Source organism: Glutamicibacter creatinolyticus, assembly GCF_006094275.1.
GTDB classification, from domain to species: domain Bacteria; phylum Actinomycetota; class Actinomycetes; order Actinomycetales; family Micrococcaceae; genus Glutamicibacter; species Glutamicibacter creatinolyticus.
This window is the reverse complement of record NZ_CP034412.1, coordinates 200,275-226,240: the sequence shown is the minus strand read 5'-3', so window position 1 is coordinate 226,240 and position 25,966 is coordinate 200,275. Positions and strand designations below refer to the sequence as shown.

The 25,966-nt window shown below is 68.1% G+C and carries 24 protein-coding genes and 1 riboswitch; of the genes, 13 read left to right on the top strand and 11 right to left on the bottom strand.

All coding sequences use genetic code 11. From position 1 onward, the window contains the following. The first annotated feature begins 11 nt into the window (after positions 1-11). Positions 12-1,970: an acetate--CoA ligase gene (gene acs / locus GcLGCM259_RS01130; protein WP_138925496.1), complete on the top strand. Its 1,959-nt coding sequence runs from the start codon at positions 12-14 to the stop codon at positions 1,968-1,970. A 139-nt stretch (positions 1,971-2,109) separates the two neighbouring features. Here acs and GcLGCM259_RS01125 read toward each other — a convergent pair whose 3' ends face one another. From GcLGCM259_RS01125 to GcLGCM259_RS01115, 3 genes are all read right to left on the bottom strand, one after another. Further along, entirely contained in the window at positions 2,110-4,023 is a 1,914-nt protein-coding gene (locus GcLGCM259_RS01125) for a BCCT family transporter (protein WP_138174514.1), read from the bottom strand. A 411-nt stretch (positions 4,024-4,434) separates the two neighbouring features. Then, entirely contained in the window at positions 4,435-5,649 is a 1,215-nt protein-coding gene (gene fdhA, locus GcLGCM259_RS01120; RefSeq protein WP_138925495.1) for a formaldehyde dehydrogenase, glutathione-independent, read from the bottom strand. Positions 5,650-5,759: 110 nt separating this feature from the next. Then, positions 5,760-6,692, bottom strand: a complete 933-nt coding sequence (locus GcLGCM259_RS01115; RefSeq protein WP_138925494.1) for a LysR family transcriptional regulator — start codon at positions 6,690-6,692, stop codon at positions 5,760-5,762. Positions 6,693-6,848: 156 nt separating this feature from the next. Here GcLGCM259_RS01115 and GcLGCM259_RS01110 point away from each other — a divergent pair, with 156 nt between their 5' ends. Beyond that, positions 6,849-8,153 carry an aromatic ring-hydroxylating oxygenase subunit alpha gene (locus GcLGCM259_RS01110; protein WP_138925493.1) on the top strand — a complete coding sequence of 435 codons (1,305 nt, stop codon included), beginning with the start codon at positions 6,849-6,851 and terminating at the stop codon, positions 8,151-8,153. After that, positions 8,150-9,544: a flavin reductase family protein gene (locus GcLGCM259_RS01105; protein WP_138925492.1), complete on the top strand. Its 1,395-nt coding sequence runs from the start codon at positions 8,150-8,152 to the stop codon at positions 9,542-9,544. The genes GcLGCM259_RS01110 and GcLGCM259_RS01105 overlap by 4 nt, the downstream gene beginning before the upstream one ends. 202 nt (positions 9,545-9,746) lie before the next feature. Here GcLGCM259_RS01105 and GcLGCM259_RS01100 read toward each other — a convergent pair whose 3' ends face one another. The 3 genes from GcLGCM259_RS01100 to GcLGCM259_RS01090 all read right to left on the bottom strand — a co-directional run bounded on the left by GcLGCM259_RS01100 (position 9,747) and on the right by GcLGCM259_RS01090 (position 11,565). Then, a complete protein-coding gene (locus GcLGCM259_RS01100) occupies positions 9,747-10,388 on the bottom strand; it encodes a methylated-DNA--[protein]-cysteine S-methyltransferase (RefSeq protein WP_138174525.1) in 642 nt (213 codons plus the stop codon). Beyond that, the gene (locus tag GcLGCM259_RS01095) at positions 10,385-10,882 is read right to left on the bottom strand and encodes an RNA polymerase sigma factor (protein WP_138925491.1); all 498 of its coding nucleotides are present in this window, start codon (positions 10,880-10,882) and stop codon (positions 10,385-10,387) included. The genes GcLGCM259_RS01100 and GcLGCM259_RS01095 overlap by 4 nt, the downstream gene beginning before the upstream one ends. Before the next feature lie 113 nt (positions 10,883-10,995). Then, a complete protein-coding gene (locus GcLGCM259_RS01090; protein ID WP_171021128.1) occupies positions 10,996-11,565 on the bottom strand; it encodes a histidine phosphatase family protein in 570 nt (189 codons plus the stop codon). 137 nt (positions 11,566-11,702) lie between these two features. Further along, positions 11,703-11,797: riboswitch (SAM riboswitch) on the top strand. A 122-nt stretch (positions 11,798-11,919) separates the two neighbouring features. Between GcLGCM259_RS01090 and GcLGCM259_RS01085 the strand changes: the two genes are divergently transcribed. From GcLGCM259_RS01085 to GcLGCM259_RS01045, 9 genes are all read left to right on the top strand, one after another. Next, the gene (locus tag GcLGCM259_RS01085) at positions 11,920-13,284 is read left to right on the top strand and encodes an O-acetylhomoserine aminocarboxypropyltransferase/cysteine synthase family protein (protein ID WP_138174531.1); all 1,365 of its coding nucleotides are present in this window, start codon (positions 11,920-11,922) and stop codon (positions 13,282-13,284) included. After that, the gene (locus tag GcLGCM259_RS01080) at positions 13,284-13,778 is read left to right on the top strand and encodes a CoA-binding protein (RefSeq protein ID WP_138925489.1); all 495 of its coding nucleotides are present in this window, start codon (positions 13,284-13,286) and stop codon (positions 13,776-13,778) included. Before GcLGCM259_RS01085 ends, GcLGCM259_RS01080 begins: the two co-directional genes overlap by 1 nt. Before the next feature lie 131 nt (positions 13,779-13,909). Next, positions 13,910-15,217, top strand: a complete 1,308-nt coding sequence (locus GcLGCM259_RS01075) for an MFS transporter (RefSeq protein ID WP_138925488.1) — start codon at positions 13,910-13,912, stop codon at positions 15,215-15,217. Positions 15,218-15,352: 135 nt separating this feature from the next. Continuing rightward, on the top strand, positions 15,353-16,126 hold the full coding sequence (locus GcLGCM259_RS01070) for a DeoR/GlpR family DNA-binding transcription regulator (protein WP_138174537.1): 774 nt from the start codon (positions 15,353-15,355) through the stop codon (positions 16,124-16,126). Beyond that, entirely contained in the window at positions 16,123-17,082 is a 960-nt protein-coding gene (locus tag GcLGCM259_RS01065; RefSeq protein ID WP_138925487.1) for a 1-phosphofructokinase family hexose kinase, read from the top strand. The genes GcLGCM259_RS01070 and GcLGCM259_RS01065 overlap by 4 nt, the downstream gene beginning before the upstream one ends. 15 nt (positions 17,083-17,097) lie before the next feature. Further along, positions 17,098-19,122, top strand: coding sequence for a PTS fructose transporter subunit IIABC (locus GcLGCM259_RS01060; protein ID WP_138925486.1), 2,025 nt, complete (start codon positions 17,098-17,100; stop codon positions 19,120-19,122). Next, entirely contained in the window at positions 19,119-20,813 is a 1,695-nt protein-coding gene (ptsP, locus tag GcLGCM259_RS01055) for a phosphoenolpyruvate--protein phosphotransferase (RefSeq protein WP_138925485.1), read from the top strand. Before GcLGCM259_RS01060 ends, ptsP begins: the two co-directional genes overlap by 4 nt. A 98-nt stretch (positions 20,814-20,911) precedes the next feature. Beyond that, positions 20,912-21,190, top strand: a complete 279-nt coding sequence (locus GcLGCM259_RS01050; RefSeq protein ID WP_138925484.1) for an HPr family phosphocarrier protein — start codon at positions 20,912-20,914, stop codon at positions 21,188-21,190. Positions 21,191-21,298: 108 nt separating this feature from the next. Continuing rightward, complete coding sequence (locus tag GcLGCM259_RS01045; protein ID WP_138925483.1) at positions 21,299-22,078, top strand: polysaccharide deacetylase family protein; 780 nt, start codon at positions 21,299-21,301, stop codon at positions 22,076-22,078. A 7-nt stretch (positions 22,079-22,085) separates the two neighbouring features. Here the strand turns inward: GcLGCM259_RS01045 and GcLGCM259_RS01040 are convergent, their stop codons facing one another. Further along, positions 22,086-22,517: an SRPBCC family protein gene (locus GcLGCM259_RS01040; RefSeq protein WP_138925482.1), complete on the bottom strand. Its 432-nt coding sequence runs from the start codon at positions 22,515-22,517 to the stop codon at positions 22,086-22,088. Between the two features lie 74 nt (positions 22,518-22,591). Continuing rightward, positions 22,592-22,951: a hypothetical protein gene (locus tag GcLGCM259_RS01035; RefSeq protein WP_138174551.1), complete on the bottom strand. Its 360-nt coding sequence runs from the start codon at positions 22,949-22,951 to the stop codon at positions 22,592-22,594. A gap of 341 nt (positions 22,952-23,292) precedes the next feature. Between GcLGCM259_RS01035 and GcLGCM259_RS01030 the strand changes: the two genes are divergently transcribed. Then, complete coding sequence (locus tag GcLGCM259_RS01030) at positions 23,293-23,916, top strand: flavodoxin family protein (RefSeq protein ID WP_138174553.1); 624 nt, start codon at positions 23,293-23,295, stop codon at positions 23,914-23,916. A 118-nt stretch (positions 23,917-24,034) separates the two neighbouring features. On the opposite strand, the gene GcLGCM259_RS01025 is transcribed toward GcLGCM259_RS01030, so the two are convergent. The 3 genes from GcLGCM259_RS01025 to GcLGCM259_RS15185 form a co-directional block, all read right to left on the bottom strand. Next, positions 24,035-25,324, bottom strand: coding sequence for an adenylosuccinate synthase (locus tag GcLGCM259_RS01025; RefSeq protein WP_138174555.1), 1,290 nt, complete (start codon positions 25,322-25,324; stop codon positions 24,035-24,037). 241 nt (positions 25,325-25,565) lie between these two features. Beyond that, complete coding sequence (locus tag GcLGCM259_RS01020) at positions 25,566-25,757, bottom strand: hypothetical protein (RefSeq protein WP_138925480.1); 192 nt, start codon at positions 25,755-25,757, stop codon at positions 25,566-25,568. Continuing rightward, positions 25,758-25,934: a hypothetical protein gene (locus GcLGCM259_RS15185; RefSeq protein ID WP_175419283.1), complete on the bottom strand. Its 177-nt coding sequence runs from the start codon at positions 25,932-25,934 to the stop codon at positions 25,758-25,760. It lies immediately after the preceding gene. Between the last annotated feature and the right edge of the window lie 32 nt (positions 25,935-25,966).

Below are 25,966 nucleotides of genomic sequence, written 5' to 3'. Positions count from 1 at the left end.
GATTTTCTTCGATGACAACCATCGACCTCACCTCCGAGGAAAGCACCGACGAAGCCACCCGCCAGCGCTTCTGGGATGAAGCGGCGAACCTGCTGGACTGGGACACCCGATGGCACACCACCTCCCGGATCGTTGCCGCCGACCCCGCCGCCGAACGCGGCCCGCAGATTTCCTGGTACCTGGGCGGCACGCTGAACGCCGCCGTGAACTGCACGGACCGGCATGTGGCGGCCGGCCGCGGTGAGAAGGTGGCCCTGTACTTCGAGGGGGAACCCGGGGACCGGGAGACCGTCACCTACCGGGAACTGGCCGAACGGGTATGCCAGGCCGCGAACGCGCTGACCGAACTGGGCATCGGGAAGGGTGACCGGGTGGTCATCTACCTGCCGGTGCTGGTGGAGACGGTGGTCATCACCCTGGCCTGCGCCCGCATTGGCGCGATCCACTCCCTGGTTTTCGGCGGGTTCTCCGCCGCGGCCCTGAAGTTCCGGGTCGAGGACACCGCAGCGAAGCTGCTGGTCACCACGGACGGCCAGTTTCGCCGCGGCGCCGCCGTCCCGGTCAAGGACAACGCGGACACGGCGGTGGCCGGGGAGAACAACATTGAGAACGTGCTGGTGATCCGGCGCACCGGGTGCGACATCGCCTGGACCGAGGGACGGGACGTGTGGTGGCACGAGCTGGTGGACAGCCAGCCCACCGAACACCAGGCCCAGGCCTTTGACGCCGAAACCCCGCTGTTCATCATGTACACCTCCGGGACCACCGGCAAGCCCAAGGGGCTGGTGCACACCACCGGCGGCTACCTGACCCAGGCCGCCTACAGCCACAACCTGTTGTTCGCCAACCCGGACCCGGCGCTGCGCGAGCTGGACGTGCACTGGTGCACGGCGGACCTGGCCTGGGTCACCGCCCACACCTACGAAATCTATGGTCCCCTGGCCAACGGGGTCACCCAGGTGATCTACGAGGGGGTGCCCAACGCTCCGCACCCGGGACGGCATTTTGAGATCATCGAACGCTACAAGGTCACCAGCTACTACACGGCCCCCACCCTGGTGCGTTCCCTCATGGGCTGGTTCCCCGACGGCATCCCGGCACACTATGACCTGTCCTCCATCCGGGTGGGCGGCACCGTGGGCGAGGCGGTGAACCCGGAAGCCTGGCGCTGGCTGCGCACCGAAGTGGGACGCAACACCGCCGAAGGCATCCCCATGGTGGACACCTGGTGGCAGTCCGAGTCCGGGGCGACGATCCTCTCCCCGCGGCCCACCGACACCGGCTTCAAGCCCGGCTGTGCCGCGCGAGCCACCCCGGGGGTCGCGGTGGACATCGTGGACGCCCAGGGAACACGTGTGGCCCCCGGCGAACAGGGCAACATCGTCATCACCCGCACCGGTCCGGCAATGGCCCGCACCGTGTGGGGCGATGCGCGGCGCTACTACACCAGCTACTGGAAGCAGTACGCCGAGCAGGGCTGGTTCCTGGCCGGGGACGGGGCCCGGTTCGATGCGGATGAGGACATCTGGATCCTGGGACGCACCGATGACGTCATCAACATCTCCGGGCACCGGCTGTCCACCATTGAAATCGAATCGGCGCTGGTCACCCATCCGGGCGTCGTGGAGGCCGGGGTGTGCCCCACCCCGGATGCCACCACCGGGCACGCGGCCACCGCGTTCGTGGTGCCGCTGGACCAGTCGCTGGTCGCGGCCGCACCGGATGCGGCCACCGCGGCGAGGCGCGAGGCGTTCGTGGCAGAGCTGCGGGAGACCGTGCGCCGGCAGATCGGCCCGATCGCCAAGCCGCGGGACGTGGTGCTGGTCCCGGACGTGCCCAAGACCCGCTCCGGAAAGATCATGCGCCGGCTGCTGACCCAGCTGTTCCAGGGCACCGAACTGGGTGACACCACCAGCCTGCAAAACGAGCCATGCATCGCGAAGCTGGAGCAAATCTGCCGCCACCGCTAGGCGCCGGGCCCGCTGGGCTGAGCCTCTTGGAGAACAACGGCCTTGCCCCGCCCCACGCAGTGAGCTGCGCGGGGCGGGGCAAGGCCGTTGTGGTGCCCGCCGGGGCGTACGCCCGGCCGGTGCCTAGCCGGTGGGCCGGCTATTTCCGGGGATCAGTGCCATCGGACTGCGGGTCATCGTCCCCGGTCCGCGGGTTCTCCCCTTCCGGGTCGGGGCGGTCCTCATCGGTCACCGGCTTGGCCGGCGGCTGCTGCCCTTCCTCGTAGACGATCGTGTCGTGCGGGGCCGGGGCCCGTTCGATGGTGATGATGTCGATTTCGGTCGTCATCAGGCTGAAGTGCCCGCCCTCATGGCGTTCCACGCCCTCGGCCACCGACTGCTCCAGCACCTCACGGGCCACCTTGTTCTGGATGACCAGCGGGTCGCGGCTCAGATCCTTCCAGATGGCCACGCACAGCAGCAGCATCACCAGCACGAAGGGCAGAGCCGAGACAATCGTGATGTTCTTCAGCCCGTTCAGGGCCGCCGCCGGGTGGTCCCCGCCGGCCAGCAGCATCACCGCCGCCACGGCGCCCACCGCGACGCCCCAGAAGATCACGGACTTGCGGGTCGGGTGTTCAGCCCCGCGCTCACTGAGCGCCCCCATTACGATGGAGGCCGAGTCGGCGCCGGTGACGAAGAAGATCGCGATCAGCAGCACCGTGACCACCATCAGCACCACCGCCACCCAGCCGGGCACCGGCAGCTTCTCCAGCAGGTCGAAGAGCACCAGGTCGAAGTTGATGTCCGGGGCGCCGTCAACAATGCTGGCCAGCGCCTGGCCCGAATCCCCCGAACGCTGCGCGCGTTCCTGCAGGCCGATTGCGCCGCCGCCAAAGATCGCGAACCACAGCAGGGTCACGGTCGAGGGCACCAGCAGCACGCCGGTGACGAACTGGCGGATGCTGCGCCCACGGGAGATGCGGGCAATGAACAGACCCACGAACGGGGTCCATGACACCCACCAGGCCCAGTAGAACACGGTCCAGGACGAAAGCCAGTCGGCCATGGTCCCGTCGGTGGAGGCCGCGGTGCGCGAGGCCATTTCCGGCAGGTCGCGGATGAACGCGCCAATCGCGTTCGGGATGACGTTCAGGATGAACAGGGTCGGGCCGCCGATGAAGACAATCAGCGCCAGAACCAGGGCCAGCACCATGTTGGTGTTGGACAGCCACTGGATGCCGCGCTCAATGCCGGAGACCGCGGAGGCCACGAACAGGGCGGTGAGGATGGCAATGATGATCACCAGGATGCCCGAGCCGACGTTCTCCATCACGCCGGTGGCCTGGATGCCGCCGCCGATCTGCAGGGCGCCCAGGCCCAGCGAACAGGCCGAGCCGAACAGCGTGGCCAGGATGGCCAGGATGTTGATGGTGCGTCCGCCCCAGCCGTGGATGGCGCGCTCGCCGAAGATCGAGGAGAACATGGAGGAGAACAGCTGCGGGCGGCCCAGGCGGAAGCTGCCGTAGGCCATGCCCAGGCCCACAATGGCGTACATCGCCCACGGGTAGAGCGTCCAGTGGAACAAGGTGGTGCCCATGGCGGTGCTCAGCGCCGCATCGGTCTGCCCCTCCACGGTTCCCGGCGGCGGGGACATGTAGAAGAACAGCGGTTCGCCCACCCCGTAGAACACCAGGCCAATGCCCATGCCGGTGGCAAACATCATCGAGATCCAGGAGACCGTGCTGAATTCGGGCTTTTCCCCGTCCTTGCCCAGCGGGATGCGCCCGAAGTTCTTCGAAGCGAGCACGATCACGAAGACCGCGAACACCGAGGCGGCGATGACGAACAGCCAGCCGGTGTTGGTGATCACCCAATCCAGTGCCTTGCCGGCCACTGCGCCCAGGCCCTCGGGGGAAACGAACCCCCAGGCGATGAACGCCAGGGCCAGGCAGCCGGCAATGCCGAACACCCAGTAGTCGGTGCCGGAGGCGGTGTATTTCCGGGGGCGGCGTTTGCGAGCTGTGTGCAGCTCACCCACGAGCTCCTGGATCGATTGATCACTTGGCTTCATTACGTTCTTCCTTCACTGGCAGGACGGCGCTGCCGACGGGGAAATCATCGACTCGGCGGCGGCGCGCTCCGGACGGCAGGCTGCCAGGCGGTGGCAGCGGAACGGTTGCATGGCCCCAGTCGGGCGGGCCAGCAGACGGCAGGGGCCGGAAACGGCGGCGCTTCGAAGATCGGCGAGCCCGCCGTTCAGATGCATGCGACAACGGCCAACACGGCCCACCGCGGCCCTAAGGTCTGCGTTCAATACTGTTGGATGCAGGCAAGTCAGGTCAAGCCCCACGGTCTTTTTTGCCCCCGATCCCGTTCCCACCAGAACGCTTTTTGCCCTTGTGCCATGCAGTGCCAGGGGCGGGGATGTGAAATTCCTCGCCTCCCCGCCCCCGCGCCCCCGCATTGCGCCCGCCTTCGGCGTTTAGCCGCGAATCAGGCCGTGCGGGTCAAGCACGAATTTTTGTGCCGCCCCCTCGTCGAAGGCCGCGTACCCGGCCGGGGCCTCATCCAGGGAAATGGTCGTTGCGTTCACGTTCCTGGCAATGGACACCTTGTCGGCCAGGATCGCGTGCATTAGCCCGCGGTGGTACTTCATCACCGGGCACTGTCCGGTGACGAAGGTGTGGGATTTGGCGAAGCCCAGGCCGAAGCGCATCGACAGCGAACCGACCTTCGCCGCCTCATCGGCGGCACCCGGATCCCCGGTGACGTACAGCCCCGGGATCCCCAGGTGGCCACCGGCGCGGGTGATCTCCATCAGCGAGTTCAGCACCGTGGCCGGCTGCTCGGTGGCCGCCTCGTGGCCGTGGCCGCGGGCCTCGAACCCGACCGCGTCGATCCCGCACTCCACCTCCGGCACGCCCAGGATCTGTTCTATCTGCTCACCGGGGTCGCCCTGGGAGACATCCACGGTTTCGCAGCCGAAGCTGCGGGCCTGGGCCAACCGGTCGGCGTTCAGGTCCCCGACGATGACCACCGCGGCGCCCAGCAGCTGGGCGGAGGTGGCGGCGGCCAGGCCCACCGGGCCGGCGCCGGCCACGTACACGGTTGATCCCACACCCACCCCGGCGCCCACGGCCCCGTGGTACCCGGTGGGGAAAATGTCCGAGAGCATCGCCAGGTCCAGGATCTTCTCCATCGCCTGGTCGCGGTCGGGGAACTTCAGCACGTTCCAGTCCGCGTAGGGAACGAGCACGTATTCGGCCTGGCCACCCACCCAGCCGCCCATGTCCACGTACCCGTAGGCGGAGCCGGGACGGTCCGGGTTCACGTTCAGGCAGATGCCGGTCTTGCCTTCCTTGCAGTTGCGGCACCGGCCGCAGGAGATGTTGAACGGCACCGAGACGACGTCCCCGACCTTGACGAACTCGACGTCCCGCCCCACCTCGATGACTTCACCGGTGATTTCATGCCCGAGCACCAGGCCCGAGGGGGCGGTGGTGCGTCCGCGCACCATGTGTTGGTCCGAACCGCAGATGTTGGTGGCGATGGTTCGCAGGATCACCCCGTGCTCCACCTTGCGTCCGACGTTGTCTGGGTGCACCCCGGGCCCGTCGCGCAGGACGAATTCCGGATAGGGGGTGTCGATGACCTCGACCTTGCCCGGTCCTGCGTAGCTCACTGCCTTGTTTCCCACCTGAGAACCTCCGCCTTGTTAAATATAAGTTGGATAAATGAGTCCAACCTAGCAACAGTGTGCTCTGCGTCACAGGGGGTGTCAAGGGTGCGCTCCGTGGTCGGCTCGACCTACGTCTCCTCGTCCAGCCGCTCGTCCAGGATGCTGCGCGCCCTCCCCTGCAGGATCTGCAGGCATTGACCAATCAGCGGGGAGTCCATGCTGCCGCGCCGCGCGGCGGCGACGATGCGTCGGGTGGGGCGTCCTGGCCCGGTCAGTCGCAGCCTGCGCACATTTTCATGCCCACCGATGGGTGCCAGCCGCGGCAACAGGCCCACCCCGAGCCCGGCACCGACGAAGGCGATCATGGTCTCCCACTCCAGGGACTCGTGGGCAATGCGCGGGGTGGCGCCCACCGCGGTGAAGGCCGCCGTAAACAGCGCCCGGTAGGTAGATCCGACGGTGTCGGTAATCCAGGGCTCGGAGGCCAGCTCCTCCAGGCGCACCGAGACCCGCTCGGCCAGCCGATGCCCGGCCGGGACCAACACGTCCAGCGGATCGTTGAGCAGGAACGTCTGCTCAAAGCGGGGGTCCTCCTCCCCCACGCTGTCTGCCTGCATTGCCACCACGACCGCCAGGTCAATGCGTTCGGCCACCAGCAGTTCGTAGCAGCGTGCCGGGCTGGCCTCGATCAGGCGTACCGCCAGGGTGGGCCGGGTTTCGCGCAGCGCGGCGGCCAGCGGGGCCAGCAGCTGCGCGGCGGCACTGGAGAACCCGCCCAGGCCAAACTGCGCCGGCACCTGCTCATCGGCGCGCAGGGCCGCAGCGCGCAGCCCCTCCCACTGCGCGACCAGGTCATCCGAACCCGCCACCAGGTGCCGACCGGCCGCGGTGAGCCGCACGCCCCGCCCGTCACGGACCAGCAGCTCAATGCCCAGCGAGCGCTGCAGTTCGCGCAGCTGCGCGGAGACCGCCGACGGGGAGTAGCCGGTGAGCTCGGCCGTGGCCGCCACGGTGCCGCAGGTGGCGAACACGCGCAGCGTGTGGAGACGGGCATCGATCATGCGGATATTGTGCACGATGATCGGCAGTTTTTTGCGCTTTTATTGCACTTTCACAGCATCTAATGTGATCGGTACAACATCCGTTCACGTTGCGGTCCCCGCCACGCCGCGGCCGCTGACAGGCTCCCCTTCCGCCCCCCTTCCAAGGAACCGCCCATGTCTGTTTCGATGAATGCGCCGCGCACGGCCCGCGGCAGCCTTGCCACTGCCCTGCCCGCCGGGCAGCTGGAGGAAATACGCCAGCTCTTCGCCCGGCGCCGCTCGGGGTATTCGCTCAATGCGCCGTTCTACACCGACCCGACCCTCTTCGCCCTGGACATGGAGGGAATCTTCGGCACCCAGTGGCTCTACGCCGCCAGTGTCGCGGAAATCCCGGAGCCCGGGGACTACATCACCGTGGACTTCGGCCCCAGCTCGCTGATCATCCTGCGCAAGGACGACGGGCAAATCAACGTCCTTCACAACGTGTGCCGACACCGCGGCGCGCGGGTGCTGACCGAGGCCTCCGGCTCGACCGGCAACCTGGTGTGCGGCTACCATTCCTGGACCTACTCCCAGGACGGGGAGCTGATTCACGCCTCGGCCCCCGGGGAAGTGGATTTCGACAAGGGCTGTTTCGCGCTGAAACGGGCACACAGCAGGGTTTATGCGGGACTGATCCTCGTCTGCCTGTCCCCCGAGCCGCCCGAGGACTTTGACCGGGCAGCGGCCGTCTTCGAGCCCTACCTCGCGCCCCATGACCTGTCCCGCACCAAGGTGGCCTACCAGCAGAACATTGTTGAACAGGGCAACTGGAAACTGGTGATGGAGAACAACCGCGAGTGCTACCACTGCGACGGCCACCCGGAGCTGGCCTGCGCGCTCTTCCCCACCTGGGGCCTGAATGAGAGCACGGTGCCACCGCACCTGGTCGAGGTCTGGGACCGGAACCAACAGGCGCAGGGCGCACTGGAGGAACGCTGCCGACGCTATGGGCTGCCCTATGCGGTCATCGAGGAGTTGGATACCCGGGTGGCCGGGTTCCGCGTCTCGCGCGAACCTTTGGACGGACAGGGCGAATCCTTCTCGCCCACCGGGCGCCGGCTGTCCAAGAAACTGCTCGGCGACCTCCCAGATTTCCGCCTCGGCCGCTGCTCGCTGCACATTCAACCCAACAGCTGGTTCCACCTGCTTGGTGATCACGTCATCACCTTTGCGGTCTTCCCCATCAACGAACACCAGACCCTGGTGCGCACCACTTGGCTGGTGGCCGACGACGCGCAGGCCGGGGTGGATTACGAGGTGGAGTCCCTGACGCACACCTGGAAGCAGACCAACCTGCAGGACAAGGCCTTCGTGGAGTTGTGCCAGGCCGGTGCCGCCAGTCCCGCCTACGAGCCCGGGCCCTACATGAAAAGCGAGTACCAGGTGGAGGCGTTCATCAACTGGTACGTGCAGCGGATGCGGGAGCATCTGGCATGACGGTCACCACCACGAGCATCCGTGCCTCCGGCATCCAGCGCATCCGCGGTCTGGAGATGCCCTGGAACCGGGTGCTGCGGGCCACGAACCGGGCAGCCGGTGCCGCCCGCGCCCTGGGCCCCTGGCACCCGCAGGAATTCAGCGCCGAATGCGTGGAAACGATCCCCGAGGCCGGGGGCATGATGACCTTCGTCTTCCGCCGTACCGACGGGGCCCCGCTGGCGTTCCGCTCCGGCCAGTACCTGAACATCGCCTTTCCCGTTCACGGGGAAGGCCAGGAACCGGTCGACCGGAACTATTCGATTTCCAGTGCGCCCACCGAACCATGGACCTTTAACATCACCGTCAAGCGCGAGGAACAGGGTCTGGTCTCCCCGTGGGTGCACCGGCACGTGCGCCCGGGCACCGTGCTGGAGATGCTCGGCCCGATTGGCGCCTTCCACCTGCCCGACGCCGAGCGCCGCGCGCGCTTTCTCTTCCTGGCCGCCGGGGCGGGCATCACCCCGATCATCTCCATGGTGCGCACCATCCACGCCCTGCCCGGCCAGGCCGACGTCGTGGTGCTGTACCACGGAGCCGAACCCGGCGGGTTCGGATTTGCCAAGGAACTGGAGTACATTGCGGCGGTCGATGAACGCATCACGGTGTATTACTCCCTGGGGGACCGCTCCGTGCCCGGGGACTGGGAATGGATGCTGGGACGACTGACCTGCCACATGATTGAGCAGGTGGCCCCGGACGCGAACGGCCGCCACGTCTATGCGTGCGGCCCAGAGGGGTACCTGAACAACGCGGCCCAATTGCTGCTGGAGGTGGGGGTTGACGACACCTCCATCCACATGGAGTTCTTCTCGGGGGGCCGGCAGACCCGCCTGGAATACCAGCAGGAGTTGGCATATGCCGAGGACCTGGCCGGGGAAATGGCCGAGGCACCCGAATCCCAATTCGAACAGCAGAACCTAGGCCTGTACGACCCGGCGCCAGCCACGCCGCCGGGAAACCCGCCCGGTGCCCTGCCCACGGAGGAGGGCGGGCGTGGTTCCGCATCGGATGCGGTGCCCGGGCCGCCACCGGACCTTGGCGGCACACCGCCCATGGACCCCCAGGAGGTTGCCACCGTCGGGGAAGGCAGTTTGACCATGTCCTTCCTCAAGTCCGGCCTGAAGGTGCGCATCGACCCCGACCAGCGGATTCTGCCGGTCGCCAAACAGGCCGGGGTGCGCATCGGGGCCAACTGCCAGGAGGGCATGTGCGGCTCCTGCAAGGTCATCAAGCTCTCCGGTGAGGTGGACATGAACCACCAGGGCGGGATCCGGGCCCGGGAAATCGAAGCCGGAAAATTCCTGCCCTGTTGCTCCACCGCGAGCACGGACCTGGTCATCGATGCCTGATCCGGTCCGCACTCCCGACCCTGGCGGGAGGACAACAGGGTCGGATGGCAAACGAAATCGTTTGTCGAATATTCTCTCGTAGTGGCGACAAACCTCTATCACACCACGTCGGTGATGCTATCAGCCTCTCAAGGTTGTTTCACGTGGAATCGGCGGTCGTCCTCCCACGCAAGCGCCGGCACCCCGGGCGTCGCATGGGGAGCTAGAACAGGGTGGAGGGTTGCCGCGCGCCGTTCGGGTTTTCCAGCTGCAGCAGGATCCGCTTGGCCTGCAGCCCGCCCAGGTAGCCGCCCAGCGAACCATCGGTACGCAGCACCCGGTGGCAGGGCAGCACAATGGGCAGCGGGTTGGTGGCGCAGGCCGACCCCACGGCCCGTACGGCCGCAGGCTTTCCGATGCGTTCGGCCATTTGCCGGTAGCTCAGGGTGTGTCCGTAACCGATGTGGCCCAGTTCCAGCTGGACCCGGCGCCGGAATTCGGTGGAGAGCCGCAGATCCAGCGGCAGGGTGAAGCTGGTGCGGTGGCCGCTGAAGTACTCCTCCAGCTGCCGGGCCGCGGTGTCCAATGCGCCCGGCGAGCGCAGGATCCGGGCGCCCAGGCTTTCGCTGAGCTGTTCCAGCACGCGCTCGTGCTCCTCGGAGGCGAAGGCCACCCGCACCAGCCCTACCTCCGTGGCGGCCACCAACAGGGGGCCCAGGGGCGACTGCACGATCCGGTACACCGCGTCGGTAAGGTGCTCCCGGTGGGCGGCCTGCTCCAGCCGGTCGTGCAGGCTGGCCAGGAGGCGCTGCTCAACCTCGGTCGGCGGGGTGTTGAGCGGGGCGGTGCCATCAAGCTGACTCATGGTTTTCCTCCAGTTGCTGATCCGGCGTCCATTCGGCGTCGCAGATTGCTGATCCCGTCGGCGGCGGCGCGCCGCGCTGCTTCCGGGGTTCCGGAAAGAATCTGGGAGATCTGCCGGTAGTCCAATCCACCCAAATAGCGGTACGCAACGACCAAGCGTTGTTTTTCCGGCAACTGCTTGACCAGCTGCCACAGCTCCAGGTTTTCGGCCCGGCCTTCTGGCCCGGCCTCCGTCGAGGGGGCGTGTGCGGCGGGGTCGGTTTCCAGATCCTCGCCGCGGTGGCGGCGCAGCTCATCGATGGCCTTGCGGTGGGCGATGCGCACCAGCCAAGCCTGGACGTTGGCCTCCGGATCCAGTTGCGGGTAGGCCCGCAGGGCGGCCAGGAAGGTTTCCGACCAGGCGTCCTTGGCGCGGTGTTCATCCAGCAGGGAGCGGCACACGCGCAACACGCTCAGTCCGTGGGCCTGCACGATCTGTTCGAATGGCTGCTTCATGGTGCTCCTGGTGATTGGCTCTCACCATGTAAACGTGGCGGGACAGCTTTTCGTGAGGTCTTTGGCCGGATTTCCTGCGACCACCCACCGGGCGGTGGGGGCCGGCCCTGTTTCTAGACCACGACCGGGTCACCGTCGCGCAGGGCCAGTTCCAGTTCGCGCAGTTCGCCCAGGTCCAGGGGCACCACTTCCCCGTTCTCCACGCCCTGGGGCAGGCGGCGTCCGAGCAGGGTATCGCGGATGATGCGCATGGTCGCCCCGTGGCTGACACACAGGATGCGCCGCTGGGGATGGGTGGCGGCCAGCTGGAGCAGGGCCGGCACTGCCCGGCGCAGCACGGCCGAACGCGGTTCGGCCTGCTCCATCAGCTCCTGCACCAGGTCCTCATCCAGCTCCGAGCGGCACTGCCCCTCCAGTGGCCCGAATCCGCGCTCCACCAGTTCCGGTACCGGCGGGCCGGTGCGGGCCCCAAGGGTCTTGGCAATGATCTGCGCGCTTTCCTGGGCGCGGCCCAGCGGGGAGGCCAGGACCACATCCCAGCCCTCATCGGCCAGCCGGGCGCCGACCGCGCGCGCCTGTTCCCGCCCGGTCGCGTTGAGCGGGATGTCCGTCTGCCCCTGCAGCCTGCCTGCCAGGTTCCAGTCGGTTTGTCCGTGTCGAACCAAAGCCAGTGCACCATTCATACTTCTTGAGTCTAGCCAGTACTGCCGGTGGCGCTGAATCCCCCAGGGTGCGGATGGCCGGATGGGGCCTGTGACGCGCCGCGCAATCTTTCGACGCACAACTTGGGTCACATTCACACATGTTGAGACACTGGGGGTAACCATCCCGAGCGGCCGAGAGATCTGGTTCGATGACGCCGCAGCAACCTGCCACAGCCGGTGGATACGGTGCTACCGCCAGAAACGATGGAGCTGTCTTCGGCCATAGGGCCAGTGCAGTGAAGACAGACATTGATTCCGGGATATTGCCTTGATGGCCCTCCCGGCCAATGCCGCGGTGGGCCGGAAGACGAGCCGATAAGGAGTCACGCCACCATGGCCGACCACAAGTTTGGATTCCGCACCCGTGCCCTGCACGCCGGCGGAACCCCCGATGCCGAACACGGCGCCCGCGCGGTGCCGATCTACCAAAGCACGTCCTTCGTATTCAAGGACACCGATGACGCGGCGAACCTGTTTGCGCTGCAGAAGTACGGGAACATCTACTCCCGCATCGGCAACCCGACCGTGGCCGCCTTCGAGGAGCGCATGGCCTCCCTGGAGGGCGGGATCGGCGCGGTGGCCACCGGTTCGGGCATGGCGGCGGAGTTCATCACCTTTGCCGCGCTGGCCCAGGCCGGGGACCACATTGTCGCCTCTGCGAAGCTCTACGGCGGGACCATCACCCAGCTGGATGTCTCACTGCGCCGCTTTGGCATTCAGACCACCTTCATCGACTCCAACGACCCGGCCGATTTCGAGGCCGCGATCGGGTCGAACACCAAGGCGGTGTACACCGAGGTGGTTGCCAACCCCTCCGGGGACATTGCCGACCTGGCCGGGCTGGCCGCGGTGGCGCACCGCCACGACATTCCGCTGGTGGTCGATTCGACGCTGACCCCGCCCTACCTGTTGCGTCCGATCGAGCACGGCGCGGACATCGTGATCCATTCGGCGACCAAGTTCATCGGCGGTCACGGCACCACCCTGGGCGGGGTGGTCATCGAATCGGGCACCTTCAACTGGGGCAACGGGAAGTTCCCCACCATGACCGAGCCGGTACCCAGCTATGGGAACGTCTCCTGGTGGGGCAACTTCGGGGAGTACGGGTTTTTGACCAAGCTGCGCAGTGAGCAGCTGCGCGATTTCGGCCCCTCCCTGCCGGCCCAGTCCGCGTTCCAGCTGCTGCAGGGCGTGGAGACCCTGGCCCAGCGGATGGACGCGCACCTGGCCAACGCCCAGCAGGTCGCCCAGTGGCTGGAGGCCGATGACCGGGTCAGCTACGTGAACTATGCGGGCCTGGCCTCCCATCCCCAGCACGAGCAGGCGCGCAAGCTGCTGCCGCTGGGTGTGGGTTCGGTCTTCAGCTTCGGAATCAAGGGCGGCCGGCAGGCCGGGGCCAAGTTCATCCAGGCCCTGCAGCTGGCCAGCCACCTGGCGAACATCGGTGATGCACGCACCCTGGTGCTGCACCCGGGGTCCACCACCCACCAGCAGCTGAGCGAGGAGCAGCTGCAGGCGGCCGGGGTGCCGCAGGACCTGATCCGCCTGTCGGTGGGCCTGGAGGATGTCGAGGACATCATCTGGGACCTGGACCAGGCACTGAGCGCCGCCCAGCAGCCGGAGCCGGAGCACCAATTCGAGATGCCGTCCTATGACGCGGCGGCCTGCGCCGTGCCGGCCGGGAAGGGAGCGAACTAATGAGCACCGCACTACGCACCTGGCAGGGCCCCAGCGCCGCGCAGCGCCTCCAGATCCTGCGCGAGACCACCTCGATCGCGATCGTGGGGGCCTCGAACAAGCCCTCGCGGGCCAGCTACTTCGTGGCCACCTACCTGCTGTCCTCCTCAAACTACCGGGTGTACTTCATCAACCCGGTGGTGGACGAGATCCTGGGCCAACCGGTCTACAAGTCGCTGGCGGACCTGCCCGAGACCCCCGACCTGGTCGAGGTCTTCCGCAAGCATGATGACCTGCCCGGGGTGCTGGACGAGGCCCTGGCCGTGGGGGCCAAGACCCTGTGGCTGCAGCTGGGTTCCTGGCACGAGGAGGTGGCCGAGCGCGCCGAGGCCGCGGGGCTGAATGTGGTCATGGACCGCTGCGTGAAAATCGAACACGCCCGCTTCCACGGCGGGCTGCGCCTGGCCGGGTTCAACACCGGGGTGATCTCCTCCAAACGCCAGCTGCTGGCCTAGCGCTTGCCCGCTGCCCCCCGCCACGGCCGCAGGCTGCCGGCCCGGCGGGGCGGCGGACCCGGCAAATAGTGATTGACAAATATCAATCGGGTCGGTGACGATAGACAAATCACCGACCCGAGGAGTGCGCCATGGGCGCCAAGCCATTCGCCGCGATCCGCCTGCTGCGGCCCTTCGCGCGCCGCGACTACACCGTGTTGGCGTGCGCCCTGGTGCTCTCCACCCTGGCCCACGGCATGTGGGCGGTGGCCATGGTCTACCAGGTGCGCCAGCTCGGCGGCGGTCCGGTGCAGCTCTCCAGCGTCGCCACGGCCACCTCGCTCGGCCTGATTGGCCTGGTGCTGCTGGGCGGGATCGCTGCCGACAGGTACTCCTGCCGCAAGATCCTGCTGCTGGTGGAAACCGCCTCACTGCTGGTGATGAGCGCCACGGCGGCGCTGGCCCTGACCCACAGCCTGCAGCTGTGGCACCTGGTGCTGGCCGGGTTCCTCTCCGGGGCCGGGGCCGCGTTCTTCTATCCGGCCTATTCGGCACTGCTGCCGCGAATGCTGCCGGCCGCCGAGCTGCTGGCGGCCAACGGCATCGAGGGCACGGTGCGCCCGGTGGTGCAGACCGCGTTGGGTCCGTTGGCGGCCGGGGTGCTGGTGGCCTCGGTTTCCCCCGCCCACGCGATTGCCGGGATTTCGGTAACCCACGTGGCGGCCCTGCTGACCCTGCGCCGCATTTCCCATGCCCCGGCCTATGACCGGCCCGCCGGTGGCAGCGGGCAGCAGGCCGGGGGTGGCATCATCCACCAGCTGCGGGAGGGCGTGGGCTACACGGTGGGCACCCCGTGGCTGCGCTGGACCCTGCTGTTCGCGGTGGTTGCGGTCTTCACGTTTATTGGGCCCTTCGAAGTACTGCTGCCCTTCGAGGTCAGCGACCGGCTGGGCGGGGACGCGACGGACTTCGCCTCCGCACTGGCCGCCTACGGCGTGGGCTGCGCCCTGGGGTCAATGGCCACCGCCACGCTGCGCATGCCCCGGCGCTACCTGAGCATCATGATGGCCTGCTGGGGTTTTGGCTCCCTGCCGCTGGTTGCCGTGGGCTTCGTCCCGGCCCTGTGGTGTCTGGTGATCCTGCTGTTCATCGTGGGGCTGACCGACGGGATTGGGCAGGTCACCTGGGGCACGCTGCTGCAGCGGCGGGTGCCGGCGCACCTGCTCGGCAGGATTTCCAGCCTGGACTTCTTCGTCTCCCTGGCCCTGATGCCGGTCTCTATGGCCGTCACCGGACCGCTGAGCCAGCTCGTTGCGCCGCGGGAGATCTTCATCTTCGCGGGCCTGGCCTCCCCGGTCTTTGCCGTCATCGCCTGGTGGTGCGGCCGCTTCTGGCGGGACGAAATCGCCCACCCGCTGGACGAGGGCGCCCCGGAACCAGTGGCCCCGCAGGGCGAATAAGAGCCCCAAAGCACAGATAAGCAAACATAACGCCAACTTTTGCCCCCCAAATGTCTTGACGATGCCACACAAACAGGCATAAAGTCATACAAACACAGATCACTGTGGGTCAGCTCACGCACACGGGAGGCAGGAATGTTCGCCGAAGAGAGACACCGGCTCATCACCGAAGCGGTGGAAACACACGGGAAGGTCTCCGTCGCGGAACTCTCCGAACGTTTTGCCATCACCCGTGAAACCGTCCGGCGGGATTTGGCGCTGCTGGAAACCGACGGCCTGCTGCGCCGGGTGCACGGCGGGGCGGTCGGACTGGCCGCGGCCAGCACCCGGGAGCAAAGCCACAGCGACCGCAGCACCCTGCACGCCGAGGCGAAGCAGGCCATCGCCCGGGCCGCACAACAGCTGCTGCCCTCCGCGGGCGGTTCGATCATGCTGGATGCCGGCACCACCACCGCCGAGCTGGCCGGCCTGATCGCCCAGCAGGGTGGCGAGGACACCTTGGTGATCACCCACGCCCTGCCGATCGCCGCCCGCATCAGCGCGAACCCGCAGCTGGCGCTGGAATTCATTGGCGGACGGGTCCGGGGACTGACCAGTGCGGCCACCGGGGCCGGAACCGTAACGGCCTATGCGCGGCTGCGGGCGGATTTGGCCTTCGTGGGCACCAACGCCCTGCACGCCGATTTCGGCCTCAGCACCCCCGACCCGCTGGAGGCCAGCGTCAAGGCCGCCATGGTGGCCAGCGCCCAGCGCGTGGTCGTGCTGGCCGACGCGACGAAACACGACGAGCTGACCCTGGTCCAGTTCGCCACCCTGGACCAGGTCGACACCCTGGTCACCGACCGCGCGCCGGCCGGCGCACTGGCGGCCGCCCTGGAGGCGGCCGACGTGGACGTGGTGCTGGCATGATCCTCACCCTGACCATGAACCCGGCCCTGGACCAGACGGTGGAGCTAAGCTCCGCGCTGGCCCCGGGACAGGTGCAGCGCGCCGCAGCCAGCCGGGTGCAGGCCGCCGGCAAGGGCGTGAACGTGGCCCGTGCCATTGCCCAGGCCGGCCAGCCGGTGCTGGCCGTACTGCCCGGGGCGGCCCACGACCCGCTGGTGCGGGCGCTGGAAGCCGACGGGCTGCCGCACCGGGCCATCCCCATCGACCAGCCGTTGCGCACCAACATCACAATCACCGATCCGGACGGGACCACCACCAAGATCAACGAGCCGGGCCCCGCACTGGACGCACCAGCCCTGGAACAGGTCACCGAGGTGCTGTGCGAGCTGGGTGCCTCGGCCCGCTGGGTGGTGCTGGCCGGGTCCCTGCCGCCGGGAGTCGCCCCGGATTTCTACGCCCGGCTGTGCGCCACCCTGCGCAGCAGGCTCGCCGACCGCGCCCCACGCATCGCGGTGGACACCTCCGGCGCCCCGCTGGCCAGCCTGTTTGCCTTTGATGCCAACCACCTGCCGGATCTGATCAAGCCCAACGCCGAGGAGTTGACCGAATTGATCGCCCAGGATTCGGCCCTGGGGTTCGAGCAGTCCCCCAAAGAGGCGGCCCGCGCCGCCGGCTACCTGGTGCAGCGCGGGGTGGGCACCGTGCTGGCCACCCTCGGCGCGCAGGGCGCCGTGCTGGCCACCGCCGAGGGCTGCTGGCTGGCCCGGCACGCGCCGGTGATCCCGCGCAGTACGGTCGGGGCCGGGGACTCGGCCCTGGCCGGGTACTTGATCGCAGAATCCACCGGTTCGGACCCGGCCGGAAGCCTGGCCCACGCGGTGGCCTACGGCTCGGCGGCCGTCGCCCTGCCGGGTTCCACCATCCCCTCCCCCACCCATCTCACCGCCGACGCGGTCAGCGTCGACGGACCGTTCTAAGTCAAGGATGCAGCCATGACCGAACTGATCAACCAGCATCTGGTGAGCCTGGACACCTACCTGGGTTCCAGCACCGACCAGGTCATTGACGCGCTGGCCGCGCTGGTGGCCAGGCAGGGCCGGGCCAGCGACGCCGTGGCCCTGGCCGCTGACGCCAAGGCCCGGGAAGCGAAGACGGCCACCGGGGTTCCCGGCGGCATCGCCATCCCGCATTGCCGCTCGGCCGCCGTGACTGCGCCAACGCTTGCGATGGCCCGCCTGGCCCCGGCAGTGGACTTCGGGGCCAAGGACGGACCGGCGAACCTGGTGTTCTTCATCGCCGCCCCGGAAGGGGCGGACAAGGACCACCTGAAGCTGCTGTCCACCCTGGCCCGGGCCCTGGTGAAAAAGTCCTTTACCACGGCGCTGCGCGAGGCCCGCGAGCCAGGACAGGTCGTGGAGCTGATCGACGGGGTGCTTTCCGGGACCCCGGCCCCGGCAGCGCCCGCCGCGCCGACCCCGCAAACCCCCAGCACCGCACCGGAAGCCGCTGGCGCCCAGCAGGAGCCCGGCGCACGCATCGTGGCGGTCACCGCCTGCCCCACGGGCATCGCCCACACCTATATGGCCGCCGATTCGCTCGCGCAGGCCGCCGAGGAGATGGGGGTGGACTTCGCGGTGGAAACCCAGGGATCCTCCGGCTCCACGGCCCTGGACCAGCAGGTCATTGACCGCGCCGACGCGGTGATCTTCGCCGTGGACGTCGATGTGCGCGACCGCTCCCGCTTCGCGGGCAAACCGGTCATCCAGGTGCCGGTCAAGCGCGGCATCGACGAGCCGGAAGCGTTGCTGCGCCAGGCCATCGCGGCCGCCACCGACCCCGCGGCGCGGCGGGTTCAGGCCGGCACGCCGGAAGGATCCGGGCATCAGGACCCGCGCGGCGGTCAGCGGGAATCATTCGGTGCCGGGCTGAAGCGGGCCCTGCTGACCGGGGTGTCCTACATGATCCCCTTCGTCGCCGGCGGCGGGCTGCTGATCGCCCTGGGCTTCCTGCTTGGCGGCTACGACATCACCGACGTGGCCGATGACATCCTGGGAACGAACACGCTGTTCAACCTGCCCGCGGGAGGGCTGGGCGCCTACCTGGGGGCGGTGGCGTTCAAGATCGGTTCGCTGTCCATGGGCTTTCTGGTCCCCGCGCTGGCCGGGTACATTGCCTACGCCTACGCCGATCGGCCGGGCATCGCCCCGGGCTTCACGGCCGGCGCCGTCGCCGGGTTCATGGGCGCCGGGTTCCTCGGTGGCATCGTTGGCGGGGTGATCGCCGGTCTGGCCTCCCGCTGGATCAGCTCCTGGAACGTGCCCAAGTGGGCCCGCGGGCTGATGCCGGTGGTCATCGTGCCGCTGCTTGGCTCCATCATCGCCTCCGGGCTGATGTTCCTGTTCCTGGGTGGCCCCATCGCCCGGCTGACCGACGCGTTGAACCTGTTCCTCTCCTCAATGAGCGGCACCGGGGCCGCGCTGCTGGGGCTGATCCTGGGCCTGATGATGGCCTTTGACCTGGGCGGGCCGGTGAACAAGGTGGCCTACGCCTTCGCCGTGGCGGGGCTGGGCACCGGCTCGCTGGAGAACCCGGCCCCATGGATGATCATGGCCGCGGTAATGGCCGCGGGCATGGTGCCGCCGCTGGCCATGGCCCTGGCCACGCTCATCGCCCCGAAGCTGTTCAGTCCGGCCGAGCGGGAGAACGGCAAGGCGGCCTGGCTGCTGGGCGCGGCCTTCATCTCCGAGGGAGCGATTCCCTTCGCCGCCGCGGACCCGCTGCGCGTGATCCCCGCGTCCATGGTCGGTGCCGGGATCACCGGGTCGATGGTCATGGCCTTCGACGTGGTCAGCCAGGCCCCGCACGGCGGGATCTTCGTCTTCTTCGCGATGCAGGGCAGCTGGCCCATGTTCCTGGTCTCCACAGTGCTCGGCACGATCGTCTCCGGCCTGCTGGTGGTGGGACTGAAGAAGTATGTGCGCAAGGGCGCACCGGTCAAGACGGAGGTGGCGGCATGAGCCGGCAACAATCCCAGATAGTGCACGGTGTAGGGGTCAGCGCGGGCCGCGTGATCGGTCCGGTGCGCCGGATGCCCGCACCCCTGGCGGCCCCACCCGAGGGCGCCCCGCTGCCCGAGGGCAGCAGCGTCGAGGAGGAAACCGCGCGGCTGGCCGAGGCCACCGGGCGGGTGGCCCAACGGCTGAAGGAGCGCGCCGCGCTGGCCACCGGCGACGCCCGCGCGGTGCTCAAGGCGACCGCGCTGATGGCGGCGGACAAGACCCTGCTCAAGTCGGCCAGTGCCCTGGTCGCCTCCGGAACCCGCGCCGAATCGGCGATCTGGGAGGCCGCCGACGCGGTCGCCACCCAGCTCAGCGCGCTGGGCGGGTACATGGCCGAGCGGGCCACGGACGTGTTGGATGTGCGCGCCCGCATCGTCGCCGAGCTGCGCGGGGAACCGGCGCCGGGCATCCCGGACGAACGGCAGCCCTTCGTGCTGCTGGCCGAGGACCTGGCCCCGGCCGACACCGCCACCCTGGACCCCTCACGGGTGCTGGCCCTGGTGACGGCCGAAGGCGGACCGCAGTCCCACACCGCGATCATCGCCAGGTCGCTGGGGCTGCCGGCCGTCGTGGCCGCCCGGGACAGCCAGCGGCTCGCAGAGGGGCAGGAGGTATTCGTGGACGGGGTCAGCGGACAGGTGATCCCCGACCCGGGGCAGGCCCAGCGGCAGCTGTCCGAGGCCTACGCCCGGCGCGAGCCGCTGCCGGCCTTCGACGGCGCAGGTCGCCTGGGCGACGGCACCGCGGTGGCGCTGCTGGCCAACGTGGGCAGCGGCTCCGATGCCCGCAGCGCGGCCGCCGCCGGGGCCGAGGGTGTCGGGCTGCTGCGCACCGAATTCTGCTTCCTGGGGCGCGACAGCGAACCTGAGCACGCCGAGCAGGTCGCCGCCTACCAAGCGGTGTTCCAGGCCTTTGAGGGACGCAAGGTGGTGGTGCGCACCCTGGACGCCGGGGCGGACAAGCCGCTGCCGTTCCTGACCGACACCGCCGAACCGAACCCTGCCCTGGGGGTGCGCGGCTACCGCACCGACGCCTCCGTTCCCGGGGTGCTCGCCCGGCAGCTGGCGGCCATCGCCGAGGCATCCCGGTCCAGCACGGCCCAGGTGTGGGTCATGGCCCCGATGGTCTCCACCGCCCAGGAAGCGGCCGACTTCGCTGCCCTGGCGGCGCAGGCGGGCCTGGACACCAGCGGGGTGATGGTGGAAGTGCCCTCCGCGGCGCTGCTCGCCGCCCCGATCCTGCAGCGCTGCGACTTCGTGTCGATCGGCACCAACGACCTGACCCAGTACACGATGGCCGCCGACCGGCAGCTGGGCGCGCTGGCCGCCCTGAACGACCCCTGGCAGCCGGCGGTGCTGCACCTGGTGCAGGCCACGGCGCAGGGCGCACGCAGCAGCGGAGGCAAACCCGTGGGCGTGTGCGGTGAGGCGGCCGCCGACCCGGCCCTGGCCGTGGTGCTGGTTGGGCTGGGAGTCGCCTCCCTGTCCATGAACCAGCGCGCCCTGCCGGCGGTCGCCCAGGTGCTGCGCGGCGTGGACTCGCACACCGCGCGCCGCCTGGCACAGCTGGCGCTGCATGCCGCGTCCGCCGCCGAGGCGCGACAGCTGGTGCGCGCCGAGCTGCCGGACCTGCAGCGCTTCGGCCTCTAGCGCCCGGCACCGCGCCGGCCAGCGGAAATTAGGACCAAGCAGCACGCCCAAGCCCAACCGAAAACACCACCGATTACCATTTCACCGAAGGAGTCATCATGGCAGAACGTATCGCCACCATTGCCAGCCGTGTGGGCCTGCACGCCCGCCCGGCCGCGATCTTCGCCGAGGCCGCCGCCGAGCAGCCCGTCGAGGTCACCATCGCCCTGGAGGGCGAACCCATCGAGGAGGCGCTGGACGCCTCCAGCATCCTGTCCCTGATGGGCCTGGGCGCCGAACACGGAACCCGGGTGGTGCTGCGGGCCGAAGGCGAAGGTGCCGAACAGGCGCTGGAAACACTGGCCGCAGTACTGGAAACCGACCACGACGCCCAGTAGGGGCCCGCGCCGCCGGCCCCAGCGGTACGGCACAGATCACCCTGTGAAATCGCCACGCGGTGCGCGTGGCGATTTCACTTTGTCCCGGGTCCGGAGCACAGTGGAAGGATGCGTTTGTTCAACCGTCGGCGGCACCGGATGGTGGCCGCCGCCCTGCTGCTGCCGCTGCTGGCCGGGTGCGCAAGCCCCGGATCCGATCAGGAGCCGGCCCCGCAGGAGCAGGCGCCGCAGCAGGTGGACTGCCAGCAGGTGGCCTGCGTCGCGTTGACCTTCGATGACGGTCCGGGAGAGTACACCGACCGGCTGCTTGATGAACTGGGCGAAGCCCAGGCCCCGGCCACGTTCTTCGTGCTGGGAAAGAATGTGGGGCACTACCCGCAGGCGCTGCAGCGCATGGTGGCGGAGGGCCACCAGATCGGTTCGCACAGCTATGACCACAAGGACATCACCAAGCTGACCCGCGAGGGAATCGAGCATGAGGTGCAGTGGACCGATGAGGCCGTCCAGCAGGCCGCCGGGGTGACGCCCGAGGTGTTCCGTCCGCCGTACGGCGCCAACGGGGTGGTCTACAACCGGCTGATTCCCACCCCCTTGCTGTTGTGGGACGTGGACACGCTGGACTGGAAGCACCACGACCCGAAGAAAACCGTGAAGATCGCCATGCAGGAGGTCAGCCCGGGGTCGGTAATCCTGATGCACGATATCCACGAGACCTCGGTGGACGCGGTGCCCGAGCTGGTGCAGCAACTGCGCGAGGCCGGGTACACCCTGGTGACCGTGCAGGACCTGTTCGCCCACACGGAGTTCGAGCCCGGGAGCGTCTACACAAAGCTGAAGACCCCGGCCAGCGCCGGGCCCTCCCCCAGCGCCCCGGCCGATTCCCAGTAATCGCCGGTCAGGGGGCCTGCTGCGCGTACTGCTTCAGGCGCGCCAGCATCGTTTCGTCGCTGGCCCGCACCTGTTCGGCAAAGCGCTCGCATTCCTGGACCGTCAGGTCCGGGTCGATGATCATCACCTGCAGGATCACCCGGGTGTCGGCGCCCAGCGCGGTGAGGTCAAAACGGTAGGACAGCGCGTCGGTATCCTCCGAGGAGTGCAGGACCAGGGTGTTGGGCTCCACCAGGTCGTGGATGACGAACTGCCGTGAACGGCCCGCCACCTGGTAATCCAGCAGGGTGCCCACCCGCGGCGGGTCCTGGCTGGCGTCCATGTAGCTCACCTGCGGCATCCACAGGTTCGCCGACCCCCAGTCGGTCAGCAGCTCCCAGACGCGGTGCACCGGCAGGTGGATGGTTTCCACGCTTTCGAACACAGTGAACTGACTCATACGCGCATCGTGCCATGGGTGGCCCGGAAAGTGAATAGCTCCACGGGCCGGGGGCGGGAGCCGGTGGGGCCCGGCTACCAGCCCTCTTCGTCGTCCGCCTCGGAAATCCCCAGCTCCGGTTCCTGTTCCGCGTCAAAGGTGTGCCACGCTTCGGTGAAGTCGGCAATCGCGTCCAACTCGTCCAGCTGGTCGGAGTCCAGCACTTCCTGGGCCTCGGGCAGGTTCAGGATGGTGCTCACTGCATGGAACGGGTGGCGTTCGAAGAAGTCCAGGGGCGTGACCTCCGGGTTGAAGGTCAGGTCCTCGGTCTGGGCGAACAGGTCGATATAGCGCTCCACCGCGGATTCCAGCCGGGTCAGGTTGATGCCGGTCAGGGATTCGTTGTAGATCTCAGCAGTGGCATCAGCCCACTGCTCAATGAGCTCCTCGCTCATCTGTGCCATTGTTCTCCGCCTCGGGGTCGCTGTGGTGGTTCGTAGCAATTCATCTTATGACGCACAGCCGGAGCTGTCATGCCGATTCTCCGTGATCTATCTCCACCCCCGGCCACGATGGCGGGCAGGGAATTTGCCGTGGCGCGACCCGGCGAGCATGCCGGAACGAACCCGGTTTTTCCAGGTCAGGTCGCGCCAGGCAGGGACTTGGGGTGTGCACCGAGGGCCCGGGCACGACCGGAGGCGCTGCCCAACCGGCTGGCAAGAGCCAAAACTTGGCGGTAGCTGGCGATCTGCTGGCGACCGTGGCCAGGGTGCAGCGCCTCGCGCAGACTGGGGGCATGACACCTACACCGCTCAAGGCCCTCATCCTGGTCTGCACGCTCACCCCCTCCCCGAAGCCCTCCAGCAGTGACCTGCTGGCCCGGCAGGTCGCCGAGGAATTGAAAAAGCACCACGTCGAAAGCCAGCTGCTGCGGGTGGTCGACCACGACGTCAAACCCGGGGTGCTCACCGACATGGGCCCAGGTGACGCCTGGCCGCAGATCCGCAAGACCATGCTGGAATCAGACATCCTGGTGATGGCCACCCCCATCTGGGTGGGCCACCCGGCCAGCCCGGCGCAGCGCGTCCTGGAACGGCTGGACGCCGAGTTGTCGGAAACCGATGAGAAGGGGCGCCCAATTCTCTTTGACCGCGTCGCCCTGGTTGCGGTGGTGGGCAACGAGGACGGTGCCCACCATGTGGTGGCGGAGCTTTCCCAGGGGCTGGCCGAGGTGGGCTTCAGCCTTCCGGCGCAGGGCTCCACCTATTGGGTGGGCGAGGCCATGCACACCGTGGACTACCAGGATCTGGAACAGACCCCGGAGGTGACCGCGAACGCCACCTCCATCGCGGTGCGCAACACCGCGCACCTGGCCCGGCTGCTGCGGCAGAACCCGTACCCCGCGCCCCCGCAGGATTAGCGGACACCGTCGCAGGCGCCGCGTTGGCGGCGGCCGCCCCGGGCAAGGCAATGGCCGACACCCCTGGGGTGCCGGCCATCCTGCGCGGCAACCGGGTGTGTCCTGCAGCCGACGGAGACTAGTCGTTGAGCAGGTCGTAGCGCACGATCGTCTGGTCGCGGTCCGGGCCAACGCCGATGGCCGAGATCCGGGTGCCGCTCATGGCCTCGAGCGCCAACACGTAGTTGCGCGCGTTTTCCGGCAGGTCTTCCAGGCTGCGGGCCCCGCTGATGTCCTCGGTCCAGCCGTCGAAGTACTCGAAAATCGGCTTGGCGTGGTGGAATTCGGTCTGCGTCATCGGCATTTCGTCGTGGCGCACCCCATCCACGTCATAGGCCACGCAAACCGGAATCTTCTCGATGCTGGTCAGCACATCCAGCTTGGTCACGAAGTAGTCGGTGAAGCCGTTCACGCGCGAGGCGTGGCGGGCCATGACCGCGTCGTACCAGCCGCAGCGGCGCGGACGACCGGTATTCACGCCGAACTCGCCGCCGGTCTTCTGCAGGTATTCGCCCATCTCGTCAAACAGTTCGGTGGGGAACGGCCCGGCACCCACACGGGTCGTGTAGGCCTTGATGATGCCAATGGAGCGGTTGATCCGGGTGGGGCCAATGCCCGAGCCCACGGACGCGCCGCCGGCGGTCGGGTTGGAGGAGGTCACGAACGGGTAGGTGCCGTGGTCAACATCCAGGAACGTGGCCTGGCCGCCTTCCATGAGCACCACCTTGTCCTCATCCAGGGCCTTGTTCAGTTCATAGGTGGAATCGATGACCAGTGGACGCAGGCGCTCGGCGAAGGACAGGAAGTACTCGACGATTTCCTCGACGGTCACCGCACGGCGGTTGTAGACCTTGACCAGCAGTTCGTTCTTCTGACGCAGCGCGCCTTCAACCTTCTGGCGCAGGATTGATTCATCGAACACGTCCTGCACGCGGATGCCCAGGCGGCCGATCTTGTCCATGTAGGTGGGCCCGATGCCGCGGCCGGTGGTGCCGATGGCCCGCTTGCCCAGGAAACGCTCGGTGACCTTGTCCATGGTCTGGTGATAGGGGGCCACCAGGTGGGCGTTGGCCGAGACCCGCAGGCGTGAGGTGTCCGCCCCGCGGGCTTCCAGCCCGTCAATTTCCTCGAACAGGGCCTCGAGGTTCACCACGCAGCCGTTGCCGATGATCGGGGTGGCGTTCGGGGACAGGATGCCGGCGGGAAGGAGCTTGAGCTCATACTTCTCACCGCCAACAACCACGGTATGCCCGGCGTTGTTGCCGCCGTTGGGCTTGACCACGTAGTCGACCTTGCCACCGAGCAGATCGGTGGCCTTCCCCTTGCCTTCGTCGCCCCACTGGGCGCCGACGATCACGATTGCTGGCATGGGATCCTCCCCCTTGCGTAAAGCAGTGGTACCGGCGTGCTTCGCGCCGCCCCGGCACGGTGCCGGGCAAAAATATACCCCTTGACGCACTTACAGGACCATGGGTCCACCATAAGAGTTCAGGGGGCTCTTACAACCAAAGTTTAGCGAACCGGTAGGTTATTCTCGAGCTCGTTGCCGTGTGCCGTCATGTGTTCTGCCTGCGCCGGCTCCGCCAGCAGGCGCGGACCCGGACCCGGAACTAGAAAAGCTGCATCAAACGCGGGACATCCCCTCGCTCCGTGACCGGGTGCCCGTAGGCACGGGCACGTTTGCCGATCACCACGGCCAGGACAAACAGCAGCAGCGCGGCTGGCCAGCCCAGCGGATCAAAGAGGCCCAGGAACCCCACGCTTCCAAGGATGAGCGTGTTCCTGCGGTAGACCCGGGCCACCTACGGGACGCAGCCCAGAATATGCCCCCGCACCGTCATCCGGTACGCCAGAACGATTCCGCCAAGCAGCAGCAGCCCGGGCAGTTGGAACAGCACCGAATGGCTCAGCAGGACCACCAGGCCCGCGCCGGCGAACAGCAGCACCTCCAGGGCTCCACCCACGGTACTGCTGCGCATTCTTCCTCCAAAAATCGACACCTCGCGCTCCC